This is a genomic window from Pseudomonas sp. FSO-7, assembly GCF_059579345.1.
The window spans coordinates 4555271-4575455 of the sequence record NZ_CM184193.1; the positions used below are offsets into that span (position 1 = coordinate 4555271).

At 65.0% G+C, this 20185-nt stretch carries 2 protein-coding genes (1 of these 2 only partly in view); both read right to left on the minus strand.

Annotated features, from left to right (window positions below; genetic code table 11):
* A protein-coding gene (locus AC515T_RS19745; protein ID WP_496529693.1) for an amino acid adenylation domain-containing protein crosses the window boundary here: on the minus strand, nt 1-7431 show its 5' portion. It extends 3657 nt beyond the left edge of the window; 7431 of the gene's 11088 nt are visible here — the first part of the coding sequence; it begins with the start codon at nt 7429-7431; its stop codon lies off the left edge, out of view.
* Nucleotides 7432-19983: a non-ribosomal peptide synthase/polyketide synthase gene (locus tag AC515T_RS19750; protein WP_496529694.1), complete on the minus strand. Its 12552-nt coding sequence runs from the start codon at nt 19981-19983 to the stop codon at nt 7432-7434. It lies immediately after the preceding gene.
* Between the last annotated feature and the right edge of the window lie 202 nt (nt 19984-20185).

Genomic DNA, 20185 nt, shown 5'->3' on the forward strand with positions numbered 1-20185 from the left:
CAGCCCTTGCTTGATCGACTTGATCGAGTCCGCCAGTTCCACGGTCGGCGACAACCGCACCGGGAACAGGCTGGTGAACCACCCCACCGTGCGGGTCAGGTCGACGTTGGCGAACAGCTCTTCGCGGCCATGGCCTTCGAGCTGGAGCAACAGGCTGTCGTGGCCGGTCCAGCGGCAGATTACTCGGGCCAGGGCCGTGAGCAACAGGTCATTGACCTGGGTGCGATAGGCCGCTGGCGCCTCTTGCAGCAACTGCCGGGTCAAGTGCGCGTCCAGCCGTGTGTGAACGGTGACGGCCTCGCGGTTTTGCCCGATCGCCTCGGGATCGAGGCACGGCAGGTCGGTCGGTGCGTCGTGCAGTAACCCTTGCCAGTAGGCCAATTGCTGCTGCAGTTGCGCGCTGCGAGCGTGGGCTTGCAACTGCTCGGCAAAGGCCTTGACCGAGCTGGTCTTGGCCGGCAATTGCAGCGCTTGGCCGGCGAGCAACTGCTGGTAGGCGGTTTGCAGGTCGTCAAACAGGATCCGCCACGACACACCGTCCACCGCTAGGTGATGAACCACCAGCAACAGGCGCTGGCTGCCATCGGCCAAGGTCGCCAGGACGCCGCGCAACAGCGGCCCGGCGTCCAGGTCGAGGCTGCGCTGGGCCTGATTGGCGAGGGTTTCCAGCGCGCTGGCATCGGCCACGTCACGCTGCCACAGCAAACCGTTGTTCGCCCAAGCCTGTTGTTGCGCCGCCACCTCACGGTGCTCGGCGCGCCACCCTTCGGCGGTTTCACGGAAGGACAAACGCAAGGCGTCGTGGTGCAGCACCAACACCTGCAAGGCCTGCTCCACCACGGACGCTTGCAACGGGCTGGCCGGTTTCAGCAGCACCGACTGGTTGTAGTGGTGCCGCTCGGGAATCGCCTCGGCGAAAAACGCCTGCTGGATCGGCACCAGCTGCGTCGACCCCTCGCTCGGCGCCTGATCGATGGCAGGCGCCTGTCCACCGGTCTGGGCAACGCTCGCCAGCGTCTGCACGGTCTGGTGCTGGAACAAGTCCTTGGGGGTAAAGCGGATGCCCGTCTGACGGGCGCGGCTGACCACCTGGATGGAGACAATCGAATCGCCGCCCAGCTCAAAGAAGTTGTCGCTCAGGCCGACCCGCTCGACCTTGAGCACGTCCTGCCAGATCGCCGCGATTTGTTGCTCCAGCTCACTCCGTGGCGCCACGTAGGTCTGCTGGACCTGGCTGGCGTCGGCGGTCGGCAAGGCCTTGCGGTCGAGCTTGCCGTTGGCGGTCAGCGGCCATTGCTCGAGGAACAGCAGGTGCGTCGGCACCATGTAGTCCGGCAGCTCGGCCTTGAGCTGGGTCTTGATCTGCTCGCGCAGGCCGGCTTCGTCTTCGACAGATTGTGCCGCGATCACATAACCCACCAGTTGCTGGCCGCTCGGCCCTTCCTGGGCCAGCACCAACGCTTCGCGCACCGAATCCAGGGCGTTCAGGCGCGCTTCGATCTCGCCCAGTTCGATGCGGAAGCCACGGATTTTCACTTGATGGTCGATGCGACCGACGTACTCGATCACTCCATCGCTGCGGTACTGCGCCAGGTCGCCGGTGCGGTACAAGCGTGCGCCGCTGTCGCCGAACGGGTCGGGGATGAACCGCAATGCGGTGAGGTCGCCGCGATTTAGATAACCCCGGGCCAGGCCGGCACGACCGACGTACAACTCTCCGATGCAGCCTTTCGGCACCGGATTCAAATCGCCGTCCAGCAGGTACCACGACAGGTCGGCAATCGGCTCGCCAATCGGGCTGCTGGCGTCCTGTTCCAGGTCTGCCAGCGACAACGGACGGTAAGTCACGTGCACGGTGGTTTCGGTGATGCCGTACATGTTGATCAGTTGCGGCGCCGCATCGCCGAAACGCTCGAACCAGGGGCGCAGGGACTTGACGTCCAGCGCCTCGCCGCCGAACACCACGTAGCGCAAGGCATTGGCCCGGTCATCAGCGCAGGCTTCGTGCATCAATTGCTTGAACGCCGATGGCGTCTGGTTGAGCACCGTCACCCCAGCGTCGCACAGCAGTTCGTGGAACTGCTGTGCGGAACGGCTGATGTCGTATGGCACGATCAACAGCTCGCCACCGTGGAGCAGCGCGCCGAAGATTTCCCAGACCGAGAAGTCGAACGCATAGGAATGGAACAGGCTCCAGACATCCTCAGCACCGAAGTTGAACCACGGTTCGGTGGCCTCGAACAGGCGCAGCACGTTGTGGTGCGGCAGCAAGGTGCCTTTCGGGTTGCCGGTGGAACCGGAGGTGTAGATCACATAAGCGAGGTTTTCGGCGTCCATCGCCACCTGCGGATCGCTGTCGGCGAACGCACTGACATCGACGTCCAACAGCAGCGTCTGCACGCCATCCGGCACGGGCAAGTGATCGACCAGGACCGCTTGGGTCAGCAGCAGTTGAATGCCGCTGTCCTGCATCATGTAGGCCAAACGGTCCTGGGGATAAGTCGGGTCCAGCGGCACATAAGCACCACCGGCCTTGAGGATCGCCAGCAGGCCCACCAGCATGTCGAAACCACGCTCGACCGCCAGTCCCACCAGCACATCCGGGCCAACGCCGTGGGCAATCAACTGATGGGCGCGACGGTTGGCCTGGGCGTTGAGGGCGCCGTAGGTCAGGCTGCTTTCGTTGAAACGCAAAGCGATGGCATCAGGACGCAAGCGCGCCTGTTCGGCGATGCGTTGATGCAGGCAGGCCTCGCCGGGGAAGCTGCGCGGCGCTGGGTTCCATTGGCCGATGTGCTGCTGTTGCTCGGCGGCCGTCAGCAGTGGCAATTCACCAACGCGTTGCCGGGGATTGGCGACAATGCCGTGCAGCAGGTTCAGCCAGTGCTCGGCCATGCGTTGCACAGTGCTGGCGTCGAACAAGTCGGTGGCATAGGTCAGCGCCGCACCGAGTTCACCCTCGGCTTCCAGGGTGTCGAGGGTCAGATCGAACTGGGCGGTCTGGCTTTCCCATTCCTGGGCCTTGATCACCAGCCCGGGCAGCGCCGGCAGTGCCTGGCGTGCGACGCTCTGGTGGTTGTACAACACCTGGAACAACGGGCTGTGGCTCAGGTTGCGCTCAGGCCGCAGCGCCTCGACCAGTTGTTCGAACGGGAGGTCCTGATGAGCCTCGGCGCCGATGGCCGCCTGTTTGACCTGGGCCAGCAACGCGCTGAAACGCTGCTGCGGATCGACCTCGGCCTTGAGCACCTGGGTGTTGACGAAGAAGCCGATCAGGCCTTCGGTTTCCACCCGGTTGCGGTTGGCGATGGGCACGCCGACACGGATGTTCGACTGGCCGCTGTAGCGATGCAGCAAGGCCTGGAACGAAGCCAGCAAGACCATGAACAACGTGCTGCCTTCGCGCTGGGCCAGTTGTCGCAACTGTTGGCCCAGGACCGGCGGCAGGTCGATAGCCAGGCGGGCGCCGGAAAAGCTCTGCCGGGTCGGGCGCGGCCGGTCGGTGGGCAGCGCCAGCAACGGCTGCTCGCCCCCCAGCACCTCGGTCCAGTACGCCAGTTGCCGTTCCCGTTCGCCGGCCTCCATCCACTGCCGTTGCCACACCGCGTAATCGGCATACTGGATCGGCAGCTCGGCCAATGCCAAGGGCTCGCCCTGGCTGCACGCGGCATAACCTTGTATCAGCTCCTGCACCAGCAATTGCATCGACCAGCCATCAGAGACGATGTGGTGCTGGGTCAGCACCAGCACATGCTCATCGGCCGCCACCCGCAACAGGCCAACCCGCAGCAGAGGACCGTTTTGCAGATCGAATGGCTCGGCGATCTGCTGGCGGACGAAGGCCTGGATCTGTTCGTTGCCACCGTCGAGAATCTGCGGGATCACCACCGGGTTCATCTGCCCATGAATGACTTGGAACGCCTGCTCATCGACCTGGACGAAGGTGGTGCGCAGGCTCTCGTGGCGCTGCACCAGGGCGGCGAAACTCTGTTGCAAGGCCTCCAGGTCCAGGTCGCCCTGAATCCGCAGCGCCGCCGGAATGTGGTACGCCGCGCTGTGGGGCTCCATCTGCCAGAGGAACCACTGGCGTTGCTGGGCGTAGGACAGCGGCAGCGACGCCTGGTCCCGGGCAAGCCGCGGGATGCTCGCCGGCCGCGCCACGTCGCTTTCCACCAGCGCGGCCACACAGGCCTCCAGGCTGGCGCTCTCGAACAACTGGCGCAGTTGCAGGTTCAGGCCGAGGGCCTGGCGAATGCGCGAGACCATCTGTGTCGCCAGCAGCGAATGGCCGCCCAGCTCGAAGAAGTTGTCGCTCAAGCCGACCCGCTCGACCTTGAGCACGTCCTGCCAGATCGCCGCGATCTGTTGCTCCCGTTCACTTCGCGGTGCGACGTAGGCCTGCTGGATCTGGCTGGCGTCGGCGCCCGGCAAGGCCTTGCGGTCGAGCTTGCCGTTGGCGGTCAGCGGCCATTGTTCGAGGAACAGCAGGTGCGTTGGCACCATGTAGTCCGGCAGCTCGGCCTTGAGCTGGGTCTTGATCTGCTCGCGCAGGCCGGCTTCGTCTTCGACAGATTGTGCCGCGATCACATAACCCACCAGTTGCTGGCCGCTCGGCCCTTCCTGGGCCAACACCAACGCTTCGCGCACCGAGTCCAGGGCGTTCAGGCGCGCTTCGATCTCGCCCAGTTCGATGCGGAAGCCACGGATTTTCACTTGATGGTCGATGCGACCGACGTACTCGATCACTCCATCGCTGCGGTACTGCGCCAGGTCGCCGGTGCGGTACAAACGTGCACCGCTGTCGCCGAACGGGTCGGGGATGAACCGCAATGCGGTGAGGTCGCCGCGATTTAGATAACCCCGGGCCAGGCCGGCACGACCGACGTACAACTCTCCGATGCAGCCTTTGGGCACCGGGTTGAGATCGCCGTCCAGCAGGTACCACGACAGGTCGGCAATCGGCTCGCCAATCGGGCTGCTGGCGTCCTGTTCCAGGTCTGCCAGCGACAGCGGACGGTAAGTCACGTGCACGGTGGTTTCGGTGATGCCGTACATGTTGATCAGTTGCGGTGCCGCATCGCCGAAACGCTCGAACCAGGGGCGCAGGGACTTGACGTCCAGCGCCTCGCCGCCGAACACCACGTAGCGCAAGGCATTGCTTCGCGAGTCGGCGCAAGCCTCGTGCATCAATTGCTTGAACGCCGATGGCGTCTGGTTGAGCACCGTCACCCCGGCGTCGCACAGCAACTCGTGGAACTGCTGCGGGGAGCGGCTGGTGTCGTACGGCACGATCAGCAACTCGCCGCCGTGGAGCAGTGCACCAAAGATTTCCCAGACCGAGAAGTCGAACGCGTAGGAATGGAACAGGCTCCAGACATCCGCCGCGCCGAAGTTGAACCATGGCGCGGTGGCCTCGAACAGGCGCAGCACGTTGTGATGCGGCAGCAAGGTGCCCTTGGGGTTACCGGTGGAACCGGAGGTGTAGATCACATAAGCGAGGTTTTCGGCGTCCATCGTCACCAATGGATCGCTGTCGGCGAATGCACTGACGTCGGCGCCCAGCAGCAGCGTTTGCACGCCGTCCGGCACCGGCAATTGATCAATCAGGGACGCTTGGGTCAGCAGCAAACCGATGCCACTGTCCTGCATCATGTAGGCCAGACGATCCTGGGGATAAGTCGGGTCCAGCGGCACATAAGCACCACCGGCCTTGAGGATCGCCAGCAGGCCCACCAGCATGTCGAAACCACGCTCGACCGCCAGTCCCACCAGTACATCCGGGCCAACGCCGTGGGCGATCAACTGATGGGCGCGACGGTTGGCCTGGGCGTTGAGCTCGCCGTAAGTCAGGCTGCTTTCGTTGAAACGCAAAGCAGTGGCATCAGGACGCAAACGCGCCTGTTCAGCGATGCGTTGATGCAGGCAGGCCTCGCCGGGGAAGCTGCGCGGCGCCGGGTTCCATTGGGCGATGTGTTGCTGTTGCTCGGCGGCCGTCAGCAGTGGCAATTCACCAACGCGTTGCCGGGGGTTGGCGACAATGCCGTGCAGCAGGTTCTGCCAATGCTCGGCCATGCGTTGCACAGTACTGGCGTCGAACAGGTCGGTGGCGTAGCTCAGGGATGCGGCCAGCTCACCGTCGGTCTCGTGGGTGTCGAGGGTCAAGTCGAATTGGGCGGTGTGGGAACGCCAGTCGAGGCTCTCGACCTGCAACCCTGGCAATTGCAGGGCCTGGGCCGCGCCGCCGCTCTGGTGGTTGAACATCACCTGAAACAGCGGGCTGTGGCTCGCCTGTCGCTGCGGTGCCAGGGCCTGCACCAACTGCTCGAACGGCAGGTCCTGATGGGCTTGCGCCCCCAGCGAGGCTTGCTTGACCTGCGCCAGCAATTGCGCGAAAGGCAAATCGCCTCGCACCTGGGCATTGAGCACCTGGGTGTTGACGAAAAAGCCGATCAGGCCTTCGGTTTCCGGGCGATTGCGGTTGGCGACCGGCACGCCGACGCGGATGTCCGACTGGCCGCTGTAGCGGTGCAACAAGGCCTGGAACGACGCCAGCAAGACCATGAACAACGTCGAGGCTTCGCGCTGGGCCAGGTGCTTCAGGCCCTGGGTCAGCCCGGCGTCGAAGCGCAGGTCCAGGCGTGCGCCGCGATGGCTTTGCAGTGCCGGGCGCGGGCGGTCCGTTGGCAACGGCAGGACTTCGCCGCCATCGCCCAGCCGTTCGGTCCAGTAGGCCAGTTGCCGCTCCAGCTCACCGGCCTCCATCCATTTGCGCTGCCAGATCGCATAGTCGGCGTACTGGATCGGCAAGGGTGCCAGGGTCGGTGCCTGACCGCTGCGGTGGGCGGCGTAGAGTTGGACCAGGTCGTTGACCATGATCCGTGCGGAGGCGCCATCGCAAATGATGTGGTGCTGGGTCAGCACCAGCACATGGTCGTCGGCAGCCAATTGCAGCAGCTTGACCCGCAGCAACGGTCCTTGCTGCAGGTCGAACAACCCGCAGATTTCGTCGTCGATCAGGGTTTTGAGCGCGGCCTCATCCACTGCTTCCGGCTCGATCGCCAGGCTCAAACGCGCCTGCACCACCTGTTGGGGTCCTTGCGGACTGTCGACGAACACCGTGCGCAGCACATCGTGACGGGCCAGTAAGGCGTCGAAACTGCGTTGCAGCGCCGGCAGGTCGAGGGCGCCGCGCAGGCGTAGCGCCGTGGGCACGTGGTAGGCAGCGCTGTGGCGGTCCAGTTGCCAGAGAAACCACTGGCGCTCCTGGGCGTAGGACAGGTCCAGGGTTTCGAATTCGTCGCGCATCGCCGGGATCGGCAATGCCGCCAGGCTCATGTTTTTGCTGTGCAGCTTGTGCAGGAACGCTTGCCGTTGGGCGAGCGGTAAACGGATGAATCGCTGAACCAGAGACAGGTTATCGAGCTGAGTCATTCAAAGGGTCTCCAGGTCTGCCAGGAAATCATGCATCTCACTCAGGTCGGCGCTGGAGTGAGGGGTCAGGTGGGCCGCCAGTTGTGCGGCGTAGTCGGCCAGGGACGTGGTGCTGAACAGCAAGTCCAGGGGCACCGCGGCGCCTTGCTGCATTTGCAGGCGCGCCGTTGCTTGCGTCGCCAGCAGGGAATGCCCACCCAGTTCAAAGAAGTTGTCGTCGCGCCCTACCCGTTCGAGCTTGAGCACGTCTTGCCAGATGTCGGCGATGCCCTGTTCGAGCGCGCCTTGTGGCGCCACGTAGGCACGCAGCAGTTGCTGGGCGTCCGGCAGTGGCAGGGCCTTGCGGTCGAGCTTGCCGTTGGGGGTCAGCGGCAAGCGTTCGAGCAACAGCCAGTGCGCCGGCATCATGTAGTCGGGCAGTAACGGTGCGAGCTGCGCCTTGAGGGCTTCGCGCAAGGCCGCAGGTTCGGCAGTCTCTGGATGGGCGGCAATCAGGTAGGCCACCAACTGCAGGCCACCCGGCCCTTGCTGGGGCACCACCACGGCTTCGCGGATCGCTTCCTGGGCCAGCAGGCAGGCTTCGATTTCCCCCAGTTCGATGCGGAAGCCGCGGATCTTCACTTGATGGTCGACCCGGCCGATGTACTCGATCACGCCGTCGCCACGCTGGCGCGCCAGGTCACCGGTGCGGTACACCCGCGCGCCGTTGCCGAACGGGTCCGGCAGGAAGCGCTCGGCGGTGAGCGCCGCACGGTCGTGGTAACCCCGGGCCAGGCCGTCACCGCCAATCAGCAGTTCGCCGATCAGCCCGACCGGGTTCGGCGCGAAGTGATCGCCGACGATGTACAGCGACGTGTTGGCAATCGGCCGGCCGAGGTACGGCACGCGTTGCTCTTCAGTCAAGCGGTAGGCCGCCGACCAGATGGTGGTTTCAGTCGGGCCATACAGGTTCCAGACCTCGCCAGCGACATCGAGCAGCCGCTCGGCCAGGTCCTCGGCCAACGCCTCGCCACCGCACAGGCACTTGCGCCCGGCCAGCACGCCAGACGCCGGGTGGTCGAGCAACATGCGCCAGGTCGAAGGCGTGGCCTGGACCACGCTGACCTGTTGCCGGTCGATGGTCTTGAGCAACGCCTCGGGGTCGTGGGCGCTCTGCTTGTCCACCAGCACCACGCAGGCACCGCTCAACAGCGCGCCGTACAGTTCCAGGCCGAAGATATCGAACGAGAACGTGGTCAGCGACAGCACTCGATCACTGGCGGCGATGCCCGGTTCACGGGCCATGCTGGCGACGAAATTCACCAGCGCCCCATGACGCACCATCACGCCCTTGGGCTTGCCGGTGGAACCGGAGGTGTAGATGGCGTAGGCCAGGTGCTCCGCGGCCAGGCGCGTCGCCGGCGCCTCGCAGGCATCACCGTCGAGCCAGACACCCTCCTGATCCAACACCAATGTCTTAACGCCAACACCGGCCCCTGTGGGAGCGAGCTGGCTCGCGATGGCGTCGGCACCCTCGACATCATCATTGACTGAACCACCGCTATCGCGAGCCAGCTCGCTCCCACCGGATAGCGGTAGCTGGTTGAGCTGCGAACGTTGAGTCAGCAGCAGTTCGATGCCGCTGTCTTCGATCATGTGCGCCAGGCGGTCCTGGGGGAACGCCGGGTCCAGTGGCAGGTAGGCACCACCGGCCTTGAGGATCGCCAGCAAGGCGACAATCATCTCCACGCCGCGCTCCAGCGCGACACCGACCAATTGATCGGGCCCCACGCCCTGTTCGATCAAGCGATGGGCCAGGCGGTTGGCCCGGACATTGAGTTCGGCGTAGCTCAGCGCCTGCTCGGCGAACACCAGCGCCGTGGCATCCGGCGTTTGGCGGGCCTGTGCCTCGAACAATTGATGGACGCAACGCGCCTGTGGATAACTGGCTGCGGTGGCGTTCCAGCCTTGCACGTGCTGGCGGGTTTCGCGCTCGTCGAGCAAGCTCAGCTCGCCCAGAGGCCGTTGCCCGGCGTCGGTCATTTGCAGCAGCAAGCGCTGCAGATGCATCCCGATCTGCTCGACCGAGGCCTGAGCAAAACTCGCGCACTGGTAGCTGAACTGCACCGCCAGCTCGGCACCGAGGCTGACCAACAGGGTCAGCGGGTAGTTGGTCTGCTCCAGGTTATCCACGGCACCGAAACGCAAGCCTTCAGGCGCACCCTTCGCCAAGGCTTCGGAAATCGGGTAGTTCTCGAACACCAGGATGTTGTCGAACAAGGCTTCGCCGCCCAGGCCGGCCCAGCGCTGGATGTCGAACAGCGCCGTGTGCTCGAACTCGCGCAAGGCCAGGTTCTGCGCCTGGACGCTGTGCAGCCAGTCGCCCAGGCTCTGTTCCGGACGCGGGCTGGCGATGACCGGCAAGGTGTTGATGAACAGGCCGATCTGGCCCTCGACGCCCACCAGGTCCCCTGGCCGTCCCGCCACCGTCGCGCCGAACGCCACGCTGGCCTTGCCGGTGTAGCGCTGCAACAGCAACAGCCAGGCCGCTTGCACCAAGGTGTTGACGGTGACTTTGGATTCCCGGGCGAACTCGGCCAGGCATTGGGTCTGCAGCGCATCCAGCTGTACGCGGTGATGGCCGTACAGCTTCGCCGAGACGTCCTGCGCCGGGCGCGCAAACACCTGGGCCAGGCGCACCGGCTCGTCCAGCGTGCGCAACTGTTGCGTCCAGAACCCTTCGCCGAGGCTCGCGTCCTGGCGTTGCAGCCAGGCGATGTAGTCGCGATAACGGCCAGTTGGGCGGGCCACGCTGTCGCGGCGATAGTGTTGCAACACTTCGCCGAGCAACTGCGCGCTGCTCCAGCCGTCCATCAGGATGTGATGGTTGGTGTAGATCAGGTGATGGCGTTCCGTGCCGGTGCGCACCAGCACCAGGCGCATCAACGGCGCCAGGGTCAGGTCCACACCTTGAGCCCGTTCTTCATCGGCCAGGGTTTGCAAGGCGCCATCGATGTCCGTCCGCCCATTCCAATCGAGCACACGGAACGGCACCTCGACCTGCCGCTGGACGATTTGCACCGGCTGCGCCAGGTCGCCCTGCCAGAAGAACCCGGTGCGCAGAATGTCATGGGCATCGACCACCGCCTGCCAGGCGGCGCGGAAACGCTGCGGGTCGACCCCCTCGACGTCGAGGCGCATCTGGTTGATGTAGTCGCCACTGCCGTGCCCGAGCAAGGAGTGAAACAGCATGCCCTGCTGCATCGGCGACAATGGGTAGATGTCGTCGACGGCCTGGGGTTGGCGCACCAGGGTGTCCAATTGCGCCTGGGACAGCCGCGCCAACGGGAAGTCCGACGGCGTCACGCCACGGTGCTGGCTGTCGCAGCAATGACGGATCAGCGCGGTGAGTTCTTCCAGGTAGTCGTCGGCCAGTCGTTGAATGGTCGACGCCTGGAACAGGTCGCCGCTGAAGGTCCAGCTCAAATCCAACGCGCCGCCGAAGACTTTGCCGTCCAGCGCCAGCGGACTGCCCAGCGGGCCCTGCATGTTCAACTCTTCACCGCCATGCTCGTCGGTGGGCACGAACAGGGCATCGTCAGCCGCCGCGAAATTGCCGTCGAACTGGCCGAGATAGTTGAAGGTCAGTTGCGGCGTCGGCAAGGCCTGCAACGCTTGCCGCGCAGGTGCATCGCCCAGGTGCGCCAAGGCACCGAAACCGATGCCCTTGTGGGGGATGGCGCGCAGTTGCTCCTTGATCTGCTTCAGCGAAGCAGCGAGGTCGGCAGCGGGTGTCAAACGGGCCGGGAACAGGCTGGTGAACCAGCCGACCGTGCGGGTCAGGTCGATGTGCTCGAACAGTTCTTCACGGCCGTGGCCTTCGAGTTGCACTAACACACTGTCAGCGCCAGTCCAGCGCACCATCACCCGCGCCAGGGCGGTGAGCAGCAGGTCATTGACCTGGGTGCGATAGGCCGCCGGGGCTTGCTGCAGCAATTGCCGGGTGAGGTTTTTGTCCAGGGCCGTGCGAATCGTCACGGCTTGGCCATGTTGCTGCCCGCCTTGGGGGTTATCCCACGGCAACGCCGTGGAAGCGCCTTGCAACTGCTGCTGCCAGAAACCCAGCTCGGTCTGCAAGGATGCGCTGCTGGCGTAGCCCTGCAACGCTTCGGCCCAGGCCTTGATCGCGCTGGTCTTGGCCGGCAGTTGCACGGTCGTTCCCACGAGCGCCTGCCGATAAGCCGTTTGCAGGTCTTCGACGAGAATCCGCCAGGACACCCCGTCGACCACCAGGTGATGCACGATCAGCAACAAACGCTGGCTGCCATCGGCGAGGTTCGCCAGCACCGCGCGGATCAGCGAGCCGCCGTCCAGTTGCAGGCTGCGCTGGGCCTGATTGCCCAGCGTTTCCAACTCGGCGAGATCGGCGACGTCGGCTTGCCAGACAATCCCGTCGGCCATCCCGTCACGGTAGCGCGCCGTCCAGCCTTCGGCCTGCTCGATGAACGCCAGGCGCAGGCTGTCGTGGTGCACCACCAACGCACCCAAGGCCTGCTCCAGCGCCCGAGCCTCCAACGCCTGGGTCGGCTTGAGCATCACCGACTGGTTCCAGTGATGACGGTCGGGAATCGCCTGGGCGAAGAACCACTGGTGAATCGGCAGCAGCGCCGTTTCGCCGGTGGCCGGACGTTGGTCGATGGCTTGCAGCGGTGCGCCCTTCTGCGCCACCGCCGCCAGCGCCTCGATGGTCTGGTGCTGGAACAAGTCCTTGGGCGTGAAATGAATGCCGGCCTGGCGCGCGCGGCTGACCACCTGGATCGAGACGATGGAGTCGCCGCCCAGTTCGAAGAAGTTGTCCCGCAGGCCCACTTGCGCGAGCTTGAGCACGTCCTGCCAGATCGACACCAGTTGCTGTTCCAGCGCGCTGCGCGGGGCCACGTAGGTCTGCTGCAATTGGCTGACGTCGGGCTTGGGCAGGTTCTTGCGGTCGAGCTTGCCGTTGGGGGTCAACGGCAGACGGTCGAGCCGCAGCAGATAGGCCGGAACCATGTGCGCCGGCAAGGTTGCCTTGAGCTGGTCACGCAGGTGCTCGGCGAAATCTTCCGGCACCGGTTCATCGGCCACCACGTAGGCGACCAGGCGCTTGCCACTGCCGGCGGTGCCTTCCTGGGCCACCACCACCGCTTCGCGCACGCCGTCGAGGGCTTGCAGGCTGGCTTCGACCTCACCCAGCTCGATGCGGAAGCCGCGGATCTTCACCTGGTTGTCGATGCGGTCCAGGTAATCGAAGGTGCCATCGGCCCGTTGGCGCACCAGGTCGCCGGTGCGGTAGAGCAAGCCGCCGCTGCGGCTGAACGGGTCGGCGACAAAGCGCTCGGCCGTCAGGCCCGGACGGTTCAGGTAACCCCGCGCCAGCCCGGTGCCACCCAGGTACAGCTCACCGGCCATGCCTTGGGGCAGCAGGTTCAAGTCGGCGTCGAGCACGTAGGCACTGCGGTCGCCGATGCGGCTGCCGATGGGCGCATAAGCGGCGCCACACGCCACGTCGCGGCCGGCCTTCCAGATCAGCGGGGTGACCACGGTTTCGGTCGGGCCGTAGCCGTTGATGATGAAGTCCGGATCGAGGGCGCGCTTGACCCGTTCGAAACTGGCGTTGGGCACCGCATCGCCGCCGAAGCAGTAGATGCGCACCTTCGGTGGGTTGCCCTCGCGTTCGGCGTGCTCGGCCAGTTGTTGCAGGTACACCGGCGGGAATGCCACCACGGTCACGCCGTGCTCGCCCATGGCGTTGTAGGTCTGTTCCGGGGTCCACAGGCTGTCGTCGCGAATCAGCAGCGAGGCGCCGTGGGTCAGGCTGGTGAGCCAGCGTTCGTGGGCACCGTCGAAGGCGAAGGACATGAAGTGGAATTCGCAATCGCTGTCGCGCATCTCGTAGCGCTCACCGATGGCCTGGCAGTGCATCGCCAGTGGACCATGGGCCACGCTCACACCTTTGGGGTTGCCGGTGGAACCGGAGGTGTAGATCACGTAGGCCAGGTTCTGCGGATCGATACGTACGGTGGGGTCGTTCGTTGGTTGCAGGTTCAGGTCCAGGCGATCGAGTTCCAGCACCTGGGCGGCACCCTCCAGAGGCAACTGCGCCGACACCCGGGAGTCGGTGAGCAACAACGCCAGCCCCGAATCCTCGATCAGATACGCCAGGCGCTCCCGTGGGTAGCTGGTGTCCAGCGGCACATAGGCCGCGCCGGCCTTGAGCACCGCCAGCAACGCGACGATTACTTCTTCGCTGCGCGGCAGGGCCACGCCAACGCGGGTTTCCGGGGCCACGCCACGGGCAATCAAGGCGTGGGCCAACTGGTTGGCGCGCCGGTCGATGTCGCCATAGCTGAACCGCTGGCCGTCGAAGATCACCGCCGTCGCCTGGGGTTTTTGCGCCGCCAGATGGGCGATGCGCTGATGCACGGCGATGTCGGTTGGGTACGGCTGCGGATGATTGGCAGCCTGTTGCCGGGCCTGCTCCTCGGCGCTGACCAGGGCGATTTGCCCGAGGGTGCGCGCCGCCGACTCGGCGAAGCGTTCCAACAGCTGCAACAGCTGCGCGCTGATGCCTTCGATGGCCGCCGGACTGAAATGCGCCCGGTCGAAACTGTAGTGCAGCGCCAGGGTCTGGCCGAGGGTCACGGCCACGCTCAACGGGTAATGGGTTTGCTCCAGATGGGTGACTTCACCAAACACCGCGCCCTGCCCGGCGCCTTCTGCCAGGGCCTGGGCAATCGGGTAATTTTCGAACACCAGGATGTTATCGAACAGCGCCTCGCCGCCCTGCCCGGCCCAGCGCTGGATGTCCGCCAACGGCGTGTGCTCGAATTCCCGCAAACTGAGGTTCTGCGCCTGCACGGCTTGCAGCCAGGCACCGACCGACTGGTCCGGCCGTGGCGCGGCGATCACCGGCAAGGTGTTGATGAACAGGCCGACCTGTTGCTCGATGCCCGGCAGATCCGACGGACGCCCGGCCACGGTGGCACCGAAGGCGACGCTGTCATGGCCGGTGTAGCGTTGCAGCAACAACAGCCACGCCGCTTGCACCAGGGTGTTGAGGGTGACTTTCTGTTGGCGGGCGAACTGTTCCAGGGCCTGGGTGCGGGTCGCGTCCAGGGTCTGGAAGTGATCGCCATGGCCGCTGTGGATTTCGCTGGCGGACATGACGCGCGCCAACCGCGTTGGTTCTTGCAAGGTTGCCAACTGACCGGTCCAGAACGTCTCGCTCAGTTGAGCGTCCTGGCGTTGCAGCCAGGCGATGTAGTCGCGATAACGCCCGATATTGGCCTTGGGCAGGCGACCGCTGTAGCGCTGCAACACTTCGCCCAGCAGTTGAGCGTTGCTCCAGCCGTCCATCAGGATGTGGTGGTGGGTGTAGATCAGGTGCCAGCGCTCGGCCTCGGTCTGCACCAGCACCAGGCGCAGCAACGGCGCCTGGGCCAGGTCGAAGCCCTGACGGCGCTCGGCGTCGGCGCGCTCATTCAGGGCCTCGGCGAGGTGATCGCGCCCGCGCCAATCGAGGACCGTGAATGGCAACTCGACCTGGCGATGAACGATCTGCAACGGCTGCTCCAGGTCACCCTGCCAGACAAAGCCGCTGCGCAAACTATCGTGGGCATCGAGGGTGGCCTGCCAGGCGTCGGCGAAACGCTGCGCATCGATGCCCTGGACATCCACGCGCAACTGGTTGATGTACTCCCCCGCCGCCTGCTCGTACAAGGTGTGGAACAGCAAGCCCTGCTGCATTGGCGACAGTGGATAGAGGTCGTCCAACTGCTCGGCGACCACCGGCAGGCTGTCGAGTTGCGCCTGACTGATGCGTGCCAAGGGGAAATCCGATGGCGTGGCTTGTGGCGTTTCCAGCGCGCAACAATGTTCGATCAACGCCCTCAGCTCGGCGAGGTAGTCAGCGGCCAGTGTCTCGATGGTCTGCTGCTTGAACATCCGCTCGCTGAACCCCCAGTTCAGGGACAGCTCGCCGCCGTAGACCTGGCCTTCCACCGTCAACCAGTTCGCCAGCGGCGCCCGGGCATGTTGCGCCGCGCCACTGCCTTCGCTGGAAGGTACGAACAGCGCGCCGTCGTCGAACTGCCGGTCGAACTGGCCCAGGTAGTTGAAGGTGATGCGCGGCGCCGCCAAGGCCGCCAGTTCGGCACGCACCGCCGGTTCGCCCAGGTAGCGCAGCACGCCATAGCCCAGGCCCTTGTCCGGTACGGCGCGCAGTTGCTCCTTGATGGTCTTGATCGAGTCATTCAACGCCGGCGCCGGGCTGAGGCTGATCGGGAACAGGCTGGTGAACCAACCGACGGTGCGGGTCAGGTCAACGCCCTCGAACAGGTCCTCACGGCCATGGCCTTCGAGCTGGATCAGTGTGCTGTCCTGGCCGGTCCAACGGCACACCGTACGGGCCAGGGCCGTGAGCAGCAGGTCATTGACCTGGGTGCGGTAGGCCTTGGGCGCCTGTTGCAGCAGTTGGCGGGTCTGTTCGGCGTCCAGCCGCACTTGCACCTTGCGCTCGTCACAGGCCAGCAGCAGGCGCTCGGGGTAATCGCACGGCAAGCCGTTGCCGGCCGGGGCATGGCCCTGGGCGCGCCAGTAATCGAGGCTGTCCATGAAGCCATTGAGGTGCCCGTGCAGGTGCGCGGCCCATTGTCCATACGCGCTGGTCTTGGCCGGCACCTGGATCGGCTGGCCGGCCTGCAATTGGCGGTAGAACTGTTGCAGATCGTCCAGCAGCACGCGCCACGAAACCCCGTCCACCACCAGGTGATGGATCGCCAGCAACAGGCGCTGGCTACCATCGGCCATGTCCACCAGCAAGGCTCGCAACAGCGGCCCATCGTCCAGGTCGAGGCTGCGCTGGGCGTCGTCGCACAGGGCGTTGAGCTGTTCGACCGACGTCGCCTGTCGCTGCCACAACACACTGGCCGCCGACGGCTCGGCATAGGCTTGCTGCCAGTGACCGTTCACCTGGGTAAAGCGCAGGCGCAGGCTGTCATGGTGCTCGACCAAACGGGCCAGGGTCGATTCCAATGCCACGACGTCAAGGGGCTCGTCGGGCACCAGCAACAGCGACTGGTTCCAATGCTGGCGCTCGGGAATGTCGCGCTCGAAGAACCACTGCTGCACCGGCGTCAACGGCACCGCGCCGCGCGCCAGGCCTTGATCGACCGAATGGCTGTCGCCCTGGCGCGCTACGAGCGCCAGGCTGCGCAGGGTCTGGTATTGGAACAGGGCTTTGGGATTGAGCACGATCCCGGCCTGCCGCGCACGGCTGACCACTTGCATGGAGACGATGGAGTCACCGCCCAACTCGAAGAAGTTGTCTTCCAGGCCGATGCTGTCGAGGTTCAGCACGTCCTGCCAGATCGCCGCCAGGGCTTTTTCCATTGGGCTGTGGGGCGCGACGAATTCGCGCTGCTGCTCACTGCCGTCAATGGCCGGCAAGGCCTTGCGGTCGAGTTTGCCATTGGGGGTCAGCGGCAGTTGTGGAAGGAACACCAGGTAGGCCGGCACCATGTAGTCCGGCAAGTGTTCACGCAAGGCGGCCTTGAGGGTTTCGCGCACTTGCACCTGGGCGTCGGCTTCGGTCAGCACCGCGGCCTCGCTCGGGACGATGAAGGCCACCAGTTGCTGGCCGTGCTCGCCGTCCTGGGCCAGCACCGCCAATTCGCGCACCTGGGGTTGTTGCAGCAGGCGCGCTTCGATCTCCCCCAGCTCGATACGGAAGCCACGGACCTTGACCTGATGGTCGATGCGACCGACGTACTGCAAGGTGCCGTCGGCCTGGTAACGGGTCAGGTCGCCGGTGCGGTACAGGCGTTCGCCGTGGGTGGAAAACGGGTTGGGCACGTATTTCTCGGCGGTCATCGCGGCACGGCCGAGGTAGCCACGGGTGATGCCCGCGCCGCTCAGGTACAACTCCGCCGAGACGCCTTGGGGCACCGGTTGCAGGTCGGCGTCCAACAGGTAGCTGGCGGTGTGCTTGAGGGGGCGGCCGATGTTCGCCGTGCCGCCGGCGGTGCGGCGGGTCCAGGTGGAATAGGTGGTGTCTTCCGAGGGGCCGTAAAGATCGTAGACCTGTTCAACGCCACCCACCTGTGGGAGCGAGCTTGCTCGCGATGGCGTCCCGTCAGTTGGCCCATGGGGGGCTGACCCACCGCTATCGCGAGCAAGCTCGCTCCCACCGTACAGGGCGTCTACCAAACTTTGTTTCAAGGGCTCACCGGCCAGGTTGATGATGCGCACGCTGGCCGGGATTTCACCGCTGCGCTGTAACGCGGCAATCGCCGAAGGCACGGTGTTGATCAGCCGCACCTGGTCCCGGGCCGGCAGTTGCGGCAACTCGAGGGCATTGCGGGCGATGATCAGCGAGCCGCCGTTGGCCAGGGTCACGAACAGTTCCCACACCGACAAATCGAAGCACACCGACGTGGAGGCGAGTACGCCCTGGATGTCGTCGCGGCTGTAGACCGATTGGGACCAGTCGATCAGCGCCAGCACGTTGCGATGGGCAATCGCCACGCCCTTGGGTTGACCGGTGGAGCCGGAGGTATAGATCACATAGGCGAGGTTGTCTGGCGTGACGTGGGTAATCGGTGCACGGAGTGGGTACTGCCCCAGCTCGATCCGATCCAGCATCAGCACGGCGGTTTCGGCCGGTACGCTCAGCGTCGCCGCCACCGCCTGCTCGGTCAGCAAGACCCGGGCGCGGCTGTCGTCGAGCATGTAGGCCACGCGCTCGGCCGGGTAGTCCGGGTCCAGCGGCACGTAGGCGCCGCCAGCCTTGAGCACCGCCAGCAAGGCGATCAGCAGGTGTTCGGAACGTGGCATCGCCACGCCCACGCGCACTTCCGGGCCCACGCCCAATTCGATGAGCTTGTGGGCCAGGCGATTGGCGCGGCCGTCGAGTTCGCTGTAGGTCAGTCGGGTGTTGGCGAAGGTGACGGCCAGGGCATCCGGCGTGGCCTGGGCCTGGCGAGCGATCAGTTGGTGAATGCACAGCATCTGGTCGAACGGCGCGTCCACCGGGTTCCAGTCATGGATCAGGCGCTGGTACTCATCGGCTTCGAGCAACGGCAACTCACCGACGCGTGCATGGCTGTCGGCAACCATGCCGTGCAGCAGCCGCGTCCAGTGCCGGGCCATGCGCTCGACCGTAGTGGCGTCGAACAGATCGTTGGCGTAGGTCAGCGCCGCGTGCAGCTTGCCGGCCTTTTCCCAGGTGTCGAGGGTCAGGTCGAACTGGGTGGTGCGGCTCTGCCATTCCAGCATCGACAACTCCAGCCCCGACGCGGTGCGAATGCTGGCGATGTCGGCCACGTGCGGCTGGTGGTTGTACATCACCTGAAACAGCGGCGTGTGGCTGAGGCTGCGCTCCAGTTTCAGGGCTTCCACCAAGCGTTCGAACGGCAAATCCTGATGGGCCTGGGCACCGAGGGCGGCTTCCTTGACCGTGCGCAGCAGCTCATCGACACGGGTCTGGCCGCCGAGCTTGGTGCGCAATACCTGGGTGTTGACGAAGAAACCGATCAACCCTTCGGTTTCGGCGCGGTTGCGGTTGGCGATGGGCACGCCGACACGGATATCGGTGTGGCCGGTGTAGCGATGCAGCAGCACATTGAAGGCGCCGAGCAGGAGCATGAACAGGGTGATGTTGTGCCGCTGGGCGGTGGTGCGCAGTTGCTCGGCCAGTGCCGGCTCCACGGCGAATTCAAAGCGCGTGCCGCGATAGCTGGGCATCGCCGGGCGTGGGTGATCGATGGGCAATTCCAGCACGGGGTGTTCGTCGCCCAACTGCGCCTGCCAATAGTCGAGTTGACGCGCCTGTTCGCCAGCTTCCAGCCAGCGGCGTTGCCACAGGGCGTAGTCGCTGTACTGGATCGGCAAATCGGCCAGTTGCGGCGCCACGCCCGCTTCATGGGCGTCGTAGCAGCGGATGAACTCGTCGATCAGCACGTTCATCGACCAGCCATCGGAGACGATGTGGTGCAAGGTCAGCAGCAGCACATGCTCGCGTTCATCGAGCGTGAGCAATTCGACCCGCAGCAACGGGCCGCTGGACAGGTCGAAAGGCTGCATCGATTGTGCTTCGGCGGCCTGGCGCACCGCCTGCTCGCGCTCGGCGGTCGGCAAGGCGCTGAAATCCTGGCGCCCGATCTCCAGCGCGGCATTGGAGGGTACTTGCAGCAGGCTGTCGTCGGCCTGGCGCTGGAACACCGTGCGCAGGGTTTCATGGCGGGCCACCAGGCTGGCGAAGGCTTGCTCCAGCGCCGGCAGGCTCAACGCGCCCTTGAGCCGCACTGCACCCGGCAGATTGTAGGCGCCGCTGCCCGGCTCCAGCTGCCAGAGAAACCACATGCGCTGCTGGGCATAGGACAACGCCTGGCGATCCTCGGCCTCGACGCCCCAGGGAATGGGAAAACCGCTGAACTCCACGCCCTCCTTGTCCAACGCGGCCAGGAACATCCGGCGCTTTTCCAGGGGCAACCCGATAAACCGGCGAGCAAGTTTCAAGGCGTCTTCAGCATTCATTTCTGGGGTATCCGGAATCAGTGGGCACAAGGCACAAAGGCAAGTCGTCCCTATGAAACGAATGCAAACCGGGAAAATTAGCGTTTGGGAATTTGTGTCAGAAAGAGAGGTAGAACGGGGATTACAGAAAGAGCCAGGCCCTAAATGTGGGAGCGAGCTTGCTCGCGATAGCGGTGGGTCAGTTTGCTGTTCGTTGACTGAC

What these genes read in the sequence shown, in the direction of transcription:
- AC515T_RS19750 (WP_496529694.1), bottom strand. Translation starts at nt 19,983, where the DNA reads ATGAATGCTGAAGACGCCTTGAAACTTGCTCGCCGGTTTATCGGGTTG.